This window comes from Halorubrum sp. SS7, from assembly GCF_005435055.1.
Lineage (GTDB): Archaea > Halobacteriota > Halobacteria > Halobacteriales > Haloferacaceae > Halorubrum > Halorubrum salinarum.
Map to the genome: position 1 here is coordinate 1 of NZ_SGXV01000031.1, position 7,569 is coordinate 7,569.

10 protein-coding genes are annotated in these 7,569 nt (G+C 69.2%); 3 read left to right on the forward strand and 7 right to left on the reverse strand.

What is annotated here, in order from left to right:
- The 4 genes from EXE44_RS15765 to uvrB form a co-directional block, all read right to left on the reverse strand.
- On the reverse strand, positions 1 to 345 hold a 345-nt coding region (locus EXE44_RS15765; RefSeq protein WP_199241229.1), incomplete at its 3' end, for a ribonucleotide-diphosphate reductase subunit beta.
- 425 nt (positions 346 to 770) lie between these two features.
- On the reverse strand, positions 771 to 1,361 hold the full coding sequence (locus tag EXE44_RS15770; RefSeq protein WP_137717899.1) for a hypothetical protein: 591 nt from the start codon (positions 1,359 to 1,361) through the stop codon (positions 771 to 773).
- Positions 1,362 to 1,442: 81 nt separating this feature from the next.
- Positions 1,443 to 1,973 carry a hypothetical protein gene (locus EXE44_RS15775; RefSeq protein ID WP_137717900.1) on the reverse strand — a complete coding sequence of 177 codons (531 nt, stop codon included), beginning with the start codon at positions 1,971 to 1,973 and terminating at the stop codon, positions 1,443 to 1,445.
- Between the two features lie 98 nt (positions 1,974 to 2,071).
- Entirely contained in the window at positions 2,072 to 4,126 is a 2,055-nt protein-coding gene (gene uvrB / locus EXE44_RS15780) for an excinuclease ABC subunit UvrB (RefSeq protein ID WP_137717901.1), read from the reverse strand.
- Between the two features lie 115 nt (positions 4,127 to 4,241).
- Here uvrB and EXE44_RS15785 point away from each other — a divergent pair, with 115 nt between their 5' ends.
- The 3 genes from EXE44_RS15785 to hisG all read left to right on the forward strand — a co-directional run bounded on the left by EXE44_RS15785 (position 4,242) and on the right by hisG (position 6,526).
- Positions 4,242 to 4,676: a hypothetical protein gene (locus EXE44_RS15785; RefSeq protein ID WP_137717902.1), complete on the forward strand. Its 435-nt coding sequence runs from the start codon at positions 4,242 to 4,244 to the stop codon at positions 4,674 to 4,676.
- 148 nt (positions 4,677 to 4,824) lie between these two features.
- Positions 4,825 to 5,238 (forward strand): hypothetical protein, encoded by a 414-nt coding sequence (locus EXE44_RS15790; RefSeq protein ID WP_137717903.1) that lies wholly within the window; start codon positions 4,825 to 4,827, stop codon positions 5,236 to 5,238.
- 397 nt (positions 5,239 to 5,635) lie between these two features.
- Complete coding sequence (hisG, locus tag EXE44_RS15795) at positions 5,636 to 6,526, forward strand: ATP phosphoribosyltransferase (RefSeq protein ID WP_137717904.1); 891 nt, start codon at positions 5,636 to 5,638, stop codon at positions 6,524 to 6,526.
- Positions 6,527 to 6,541: 15 nt separating this feature from the next.
- Here hisG and EXE44_RS15800 read toward each other — a convergent pair whose 3' ends face one another.
- From EXE44_RS15800 to EXE44_RS15805, 3 genes are all read right to left on the reverse strand, one after another.
- Positions 6,542 to 6,790, reverse strand: a complete 249-nt coding sequence (locus tag EXE44_RS15800; protein WP_053770364.1) for a GIY-YIG nuclease family protein — start codon at positions 6,788 to 6,790, stop codon at positions 6,542 to 6,544.
- A 109-nt stretch (positions 6,791 to 6,899) separates the two neighbouring features.
- Positions 6,900 to 7,052 (reverse strand): hypothetical protein, encoded by a 153-nt coding sequence (locus EXE44_RS20860; protein WP_004599353.1) that lies wholly within the window; start codon positions 7,050 to 7,052, stop codon positions 6,900 to 6,902.
- 193 nt (positions 7,053 to 7,245) lie between these two features.
- A partial coding sequence (locus EXE44_RS15805; protein ID WP_199241230.1) for an AIR carboxylase family protein occupies positions 7,246 to 7,569 on the reverse strand: 324 nt, incomplete at its 5' end.

Sequence of the window (7,569 nt, forward strand, 5' to 3'; positions counted from 1 at the left end):
CTCGCTTTCCGCGAAGGTCATGCCCACGTTCCCGACCTCGGCTTTGGGCATCTCCGCGTAGATGTCCGACCAGAAGGTCTTCACTTGTACCTCGATCTGTGCGATGGCCAACATCGTCCGCTTGATAACGGTCTGCTCGGCGGGAGTCGTGTTGACCTTGAAGTCTTGGACGTCGCCGTCGAAGTTGAACTCCGTGTGGACCCAGTAGCTGTTCCGGATCGCCTCGACGTAGTCGAGAAACTCGCCGTACTCGTAGGGCTTCAGCTGCGTTCTCTCCGAGAAGATGTCCCTCTCCGTATCTGCGCCTGTGCTCGCGTTCGTGTTCGCGTTGTCGCTTTCACTCATCTTGGTCATCTCGAACGTGACCGATTTCGTTGGGTTGCCTCTGCCACTCCAGCGTCGGTCCGGTGAGTCCGACCGCAGTCGTGTCGCTCGGGGGACGGTCTCACAGCGTGACGTGAGCGTAGCCGCGTGAACCGTGTCAGACCACACAGACTCCACTGGTATAAGCATTACCAACAAAGTTGTAATACTACAAACTCACTTTCACACTGCGAGATCGGAGTCGTTCGTCCGATTGACGAACGAGCGGTGCCGTGACGGTGGCTCAGCGGTGAGTTCCGGTTACGGAAGGTCGCGACAGCACCCAACTGGCGGCGCCGACGCTGGTCCAATCGCGAGGGCTCCGCCGGACAGTTCGGCGAGAGGGACGAACTCGAATCTGGGCGCGAACGAGGGAACGGCGAGACGTGAGCGGTTGAGTTCCGGACTCAGGGCCGCCAGCGTTCGGGGTCGACCGCCCAGAGCAGGCCGACGGCGACCGCGCCGCCGAGGCCGCCGGTGAGAAGCGAGACGGGGTCCGAGGCGCCGGCCGCGAGCGCCGCGAGCAACAGGACGGCGCCGGCGACGAGCGCGGCCGTGTCCTCCGTGAGCGACGCCTGAACCACCGGCGCCAGGGCCGCACCGACGACGGCGCCGGCGGCGATTCCGCTGCCACGGCCGATGAGGACCGCGTGCGCCGCCGGGTTCGTCGCCGTTTCGGGGACCGACGCGGGCGCGAGTACGAGACCGACGCCGAACGCGAACGCGGCGGCGGCGCCGAACGCGGGCGCGACCAGCGCGGCGCGCGCGGAGCGGTCGGTGCCACCCGCGGCTGCCGCGCCGCCGACGAGCAAGACCGACCCGGCTGCGAGGAGCGCGGGGGCGGCGAGGAGCGAGACGTGTGAAGGGTTGACGAACGAGATTCCATTGGGCGACGACGGCGAAGGGACGAAGCCGGGCGCGACCGTTCCGGCCAGCCCAAGCGCGGCGACGCCGACGGCGAGGAGGGCCGAGCCGAGGAGCCGACTGCGGAGTGACATGGTCGGGGAGAGACGTTCCGGCCACAAAACGATCGCGGGACGGAGGCGCGGTCGGTGGGGAAGGCGAGGCGACCCCGACCGTCAGATCGTGATCCCGGCGCGGCCGTCCCCGATGACGACGATCGCCCGCTCCGGCGGGCCGCGCTCGTCGGTGAGCCGCAACAGGAGCGTCTTGACCACCGGGTCGTCGGTCTCGATCTCGCCGCGAACGCCGCTCTGGTCGACCGCGATCCGGAGGGAGTGGTCGCCCGTCCGGCTGATCCCGCCGAGCCGGAGCTTGACCTCAGGCGCCGTGAGCCGCTGGGCGATCACCAGCACCGCGTCGCCGCCGTCGGCGACGAAGTCGGTGCGCTCGACGAACTCGCGCGACTCGGTCGCGTCGGGCTTGAGCGCGCCGCGGGCCGACGAGGCAGATCGGAAGGAGGCCGCGTGCGTCAGGAGTTCCTCGGGCCGGGCGAGGACGCTGCGCGAGTCGACCATCGGGTTGCCGTCGACGTAGCGGCTCCGCACGCCGAGGTCGCCGGGCGTCGAGGCGGCGACGTCGTGGAGGCGGTCGACGCACCCGCCGGTGGCGACGGCGAGCGCTCCGGCGACGACGGCGCGACGGTACACGACCTCGACTGCGACGTACCGAGGTAAAAATCCCGCCGTCACGGTGACGCGGACTGAGAATCGGGCGACCCCTCGTCGATCGCCGGCGCAGAGGGTCGCTACTCGTCGATCGCCGGCGCCGGGACGCCCTCGTCGCCCGCGTCGATCTCGAAGGCGCGCCGCAGTTCGGCGATCCGGTCGCGGATGTCGGCCGCCAGCTCGAACTCCAGGTTGCTCGCGGCCTCGTCCATGCGGTCTTCGAGCGCCTCGATCTGCGCTTTCGCCTCGTCTTCGCTCTCCACGTCGCCGACGCTGACGTTGGAGGTGTCCGTCTTCGACCCGGGGAGGTTCGTCTCGCTGACCGGCTTGTCGATGGTGGTCGCCTCGTAGCCGTGTTCCTCGTTGTACTCCAGTTGGATCTCGCGGCGGCGCTGGGTCTCCTCGATGGCCGCCTCCATCGAGTCGGTCACCTCGTCGGCGTAGAGGACGACCTCGCCGTTGACGTTGCGCGCGGCCCGGCCCATCGTCTGGACGAGGGTCGTGGTGGACCGGAGGAACCCCTCCTGGTCGGCGTCGAGGATGGCGACGAGGCTCACCTCCGGGATGTCGAGCCCCTCGCGAAGCAGGTTGATGCCGACGAGCACGTCGATGTTGCCGAGTCGGAGGTCGCGGATTATCTCGTGGCGTTCGAGGGTGTCCGTCTCGTCGTGCATGTACGCCACGTCGACGCCGGCCTCCTCGAGGTACTCCGTGAGGTCCTCGGCCATCCGCTTGGTGAGCGTGGTGACGAGGACGCGCTCGTCGCGCTCGATCCGGTCGTCGACGCGGTCGAGGAGGTCGTCGACCTGCCCCGTCGCGTCGGTCACCTCCACCTTCGGGTCGACGAGGTGGGTCGGGCGGACGATCTGCTCGACGATCTGATCCGAGGTCTCGCGCTCGTAGTCGCCGGGCGTCGCCGAGACGTAGAGGGTTCGGTCCGTCTTCTCCTCGAACTCCTCGAACGTCAGGGGGCGGTTGTCGTACGCGGTCGGGAGCCGGAACCCGTTCTCGACCAGCGAGTCCTTCCGCGACTTGTCGCCCTCGTACTGCCCTTTGATCTGGGGGATCGTCTGGTGGGACTCGTCGACGACGGTGAGGAAGTCGTCGGGGAAGTAATCGAGCAGGGTGTACGGGGCGTCGCCCGACTCGCGGTCGTCCATGTGGACCGAGTAGTTCTCGATCCCGGAGCAGTAGCCCGCCTCGCGAAGCATCTCGATATCGAAGGTGGTGCGCTCCTCGATACGCTGGGCCGCCACGAGGTCGCCCTGCCGCTCGAAGTAGCTGACCCGCTTCTCCATCAGGTCCTCGATCTCGGCGATCGCCTGCTCCAGCTTGTCGTCCGGGATCGAGTAGTGCTCCGCCGGGTGGAGCATCACCGCCGGCTCCTCGCTCACGACCTCGCCGTGCATCGGGTCGACCTTGATCATCCGGTCGATCTCGTCGCCCCACAGCTCAACCCGGACCGCGTACCGGCCGTACATCGGGTAGATCTCGACGGTGTCGCCGCGCACGCGGAACGTGCCCTGCGTGAAGTCCACGTCGTTGCGCTCGTAGTTCAGGTCGACGAGCCGGGTGAGCAGCTCCTCGCGGCCGATCTGCTCGCCGACCTCCAAGCGCAGCGCCATGTCGCGGTAGTTCTGCGGGTCCCCGAGCCCGTAGATGGCCGAGACGGAGGCGACGACGATCACGTCGTCGCGGGTCAAAAGAGAGCGCGTCGCGGAGTGGCGGAGGCGGTCGATCTCCTCGTTGATCGACATCTCCTTGTCGATGAACGTGTCCGTCTGCTCGACGTACGCCTCCGGCTGGTAGTAGTCGTAGTAGGAGACGAAGTACTCGACGGCGTTGTCCGGGAACAGCTCGCGGAACTCCTCGTACAGCTGGGCCGCGAGCGTCTTGTTGTGGGCTAAGACGAGCGTCGGCTGGTCGAGCTCCTCGGCGACCCACGAGACGGTGTTCGTCTTCCCGGACCCCGTCACGCCGAGCAGCGTCTGCTTTTCGTTGCCCGACTCGAACCCCTCGACCAGTTGCTCGATGGCCTCGGGCTGGTCGCCCGCGGGCTCGAACGGGGCGTCGACGCGGAGCGGGCGGTCGACGGTCGGGCGGTCCTCCGAGAGGGGGGAGTCGGCGTCGCTCACGATACGCGTCGTTGGGCGGCGATACACTTGAGCGGCGCGCTCAGGTGGCCGGTCCGCGGCGGGTTCGTCCCGTTTCGGTAGAAAGCACTTACGGCTTCCGTGCGAACTCGGGGTCGTGAAACGAAGGGCCCTCCTCGCCTGTGCGCTGCCCGCGGCCATCGCGGGCTGTACCGGTGACGCGCTGCCCGGTAGAGACGAGGAGCCGGGCGGCGGCGAAAGCGAGTCCGGCGGTGGGAGCGACGAGTCCGACGCCGAGAGCAACGAGACGAGCGGCAGCGGAGACGACGGCGCGGAGGCGGGGTACACGGTCGGTGTCGAAGCGCCGGTGTCCGACCCGGGCGACAGTGTCGTCTGCGAGTTCGAGTCGCTCCCGGACGCGGCACGGGAGGAGTTCGAGGCCGCGATCGATGGGGTCGACTTCGAGACCGACGACCGCGGGTATTACTCGTCGGAGAGCTCCCCGGCGCTGCTGGATACGGACTGTTACAACGCCTACGTCGCGTACGAGGGCGAGTACTACTGGGTCAGCGTCGACGCCGTGGGCGGATGAGTTCCCTCGGGGAGGGGCGATCGGCTCAACTCCTCTCTCAGCCGATTCGAGACTCGGCGAATGGCCAGCGCCAACATCGGGCGGAGACAGACGTTTAACCGACTGTTCGGGGACAAGAGCCATCACCGAGCGGTCGGAACGCCGAATCGTGTCCCTCCAACTCACGCCCGCCGTCGCCGTCGGCGTCCTCTGCTTTCTGCTCGTCTGGGTCGCGATCGGCGCGTGGGTCAACTTCGACTCGCACGCCCGCGGAAGCGACCACCCGGGGTTCTGGGGCGTCCTCGCCCCGGTCTCGGGGATCGTACTGTTGTACTACCTGCTGTGGTGGCGCCCCGGGCGGGCCCGCCGGTATCCCCCGTCACGGTGGGAGCGGGCCGCCGCGACCGTCGCCGTCGCCGGTCCCGCGGGGCTGGTCGTCGGGAGCCTCGTCTCGCCGCCCGACCCGATCTCGCAGCTGACCGTCTGGCCGGTCGCGTTCGCCGGCTGTCTCCCCGTCGCGTACTTGATGGTCAGAAGGAGGTTCGACACGACCGGCGGCTCGCCTATGAATAATCGATTGTAGATCGACGGCAGACACCCCAAAGGGGCGGTCGCGCGCTCACAAACGGCCGCTCACGGACCGGCCGCGAACGCCTCCAAAGCCCCAGCCGCGGGGGCAGCGTACACTCGCTGTGCTCCTCACTCGGTCGCTCACTCCGTTCGCTCCCTCGTTGCGGTGCTTACTTCGTCTACGCTGCCCCCGCGGCTGCCCCTTTGAGTCCCGCCCCACACAGCACCGCACCTCACGCCTCCCCAGCCTCGTCGCTCACTTCGTTCGCGACTCCCTCGCGCGTGCTCCTCACGCCCTGCGGGCGTTCGGAGGCACGCGCCACCGCGTTTGTTTATAAACGGTTTCGCGTCGACACCCGCCTCGCGCTCCGGACGAAAACGTTTCCCCCTGTCCCCGCGAGTCGTCGCGTATGCGCATCGCCGTCCCCAACAAGGGCCGCCTACACGAGCCGACGCTCTCTCTCTTGGAGCGCGCCGGGCTCCACGTCGAGGAGACCGCCGACCGCCAGCTGTACGCCGATACCGTCGACGAGGACGTGACGGTGCTGTTCGCGCGGGCGGCCGACATCCCCGAGTACGTCCGCGACGGCGCCGCCGACCTCGGCGTCACCGGCCTCGACCAGGCGGCCGAGTCGGGCGGCGTCGTCGATTCCGCGGACGAGGCGGCCGACGGCGACCTCGTCGACCTGCTCGACTTAGGGTACGGCTCCTGTAAGCTCGTCCTCGCGGCGCCCGAGGACGGCGACGTGGCGGCCGTCGAGGACCTCGCCGGGCGGACGGTCGCCACCGAGTTCCCGAGCGTCACGGAGGCGTACCTCGACCGCGTGGGCGTCGACGCCGACGTGGTCACCGTGACGGGCGCGACGGAGCTGACCCCGCACGTCGACATGGCCGACGCCATCGTCGACATCACCTCGACGGGGACGACGCTGAAGGTGAACCGCTTGGCCGTGATCGACGACGTGCTCGAGTCCTCGGTGCGGCTGTTCGCCCGGCCGGACGTGGTCGACGACCCGAAGGTCGAGCAGGTGCTGACCGCCTTCGAGTCGGTCCTCGCGGCGGACGGCCGCCGCTACCTGATGATGAACGCGCCCAAGGCGCGGCTCGACGCGGTGAAGGACGTGATCCCCGGGCTCGGGGGCCCGACCGTGATGGACGTCGAGGCCGACGAGAACGGCAACGGGATGGTCGCGGTCCACGCCGTCGTCGACGAGCGCGACGTGTTCGAGACCATCTCGGAGCTGCGCTCGGTGGGCGCGACCGGCATCCTCGTCACCGAGATCGAGCGGCTCGTGGAGTAGCTCCGAGACGAGGCCCTACTCGTCGTCGATCAGCCGCTCCTTCTCGGCGCGCGACAGCGACTTGACGGCGTGCTCCCGCGACATCGCCGCCGACCGCGAGTCGAACGACTCGACGTGACGCAGCGTTACGGGGGTCCGCCCGCGGGTGTACTTCGCGCCCTCGCCGGCGTCGTGCTCGGCGACGCGGCGCTCGACGTCGGTCGTGTACCCGGTGTAGAGGGTGCCGTCGGCGCACTCGATCACGTACACGTAGTGGTCGGCCACGGCCGACCGTGCGAGCGCGAGCGCAAAGTGGGTACGGATGTGCCCGGAAGGGGGACTGGACGGAGCCGCCGCTCTCCGTGCGCTCGGTCTCACATCGGCGGTTCGGCGGTCAGTCCCCGGTTCGCGTCCGCTCGCGAGACACCTCGGCGATGCCCGCGTTCGCGGAGCACTTCGGGCACGCGTTCAGGTCGCCGTGCTCGTCCGCGAAGACGCGCGCGAAGCGGTCCGAGACGTGCGACCCGCAGTGGTCACAGCGTGGCATGTGATGCCGACGTGCGTCGGCACGATCGGTAGGGACTGGACGAACAAATACCCTTTCTCGGGCCCGTCGACTTCCGGTATTCGCGCGTTTAATCCCCCCGCGATCCGCGGCGATCGAGGGGGACATCGACGGGGCGATCGGCGCCGTCGACCGGGGCTCCGCTCGGGGGGCCGACCGCGGCGGACGGACCCCCTCACTCGGCCCGGGCCGCGTCGACCGCGCGGGCGATCAGGCCGGCCTGCGCGCCGGCGACGAACCCGGCGTCGACGTTGACGGTCGTGAGCACGGAGCACGACTGGAGCGCCCCCTCCAGCGCCGCGACCCCCTCGCCGCCGACGCCGTAGCCGGTCGAGACGGGGGCGGCGATCACGGGGGCGTCGACGAGGCCGGCGACGACGGTCGGGAGGGCCCCCTCGCGGCCGGCCGCGACCACGACCGCGTCGGCCTCGCGGACCCGGTCGACCTGGTCGAGGATCCGGTCGAGGTTGGCGACCCCCACGTCGTCGACCCGGTCGAC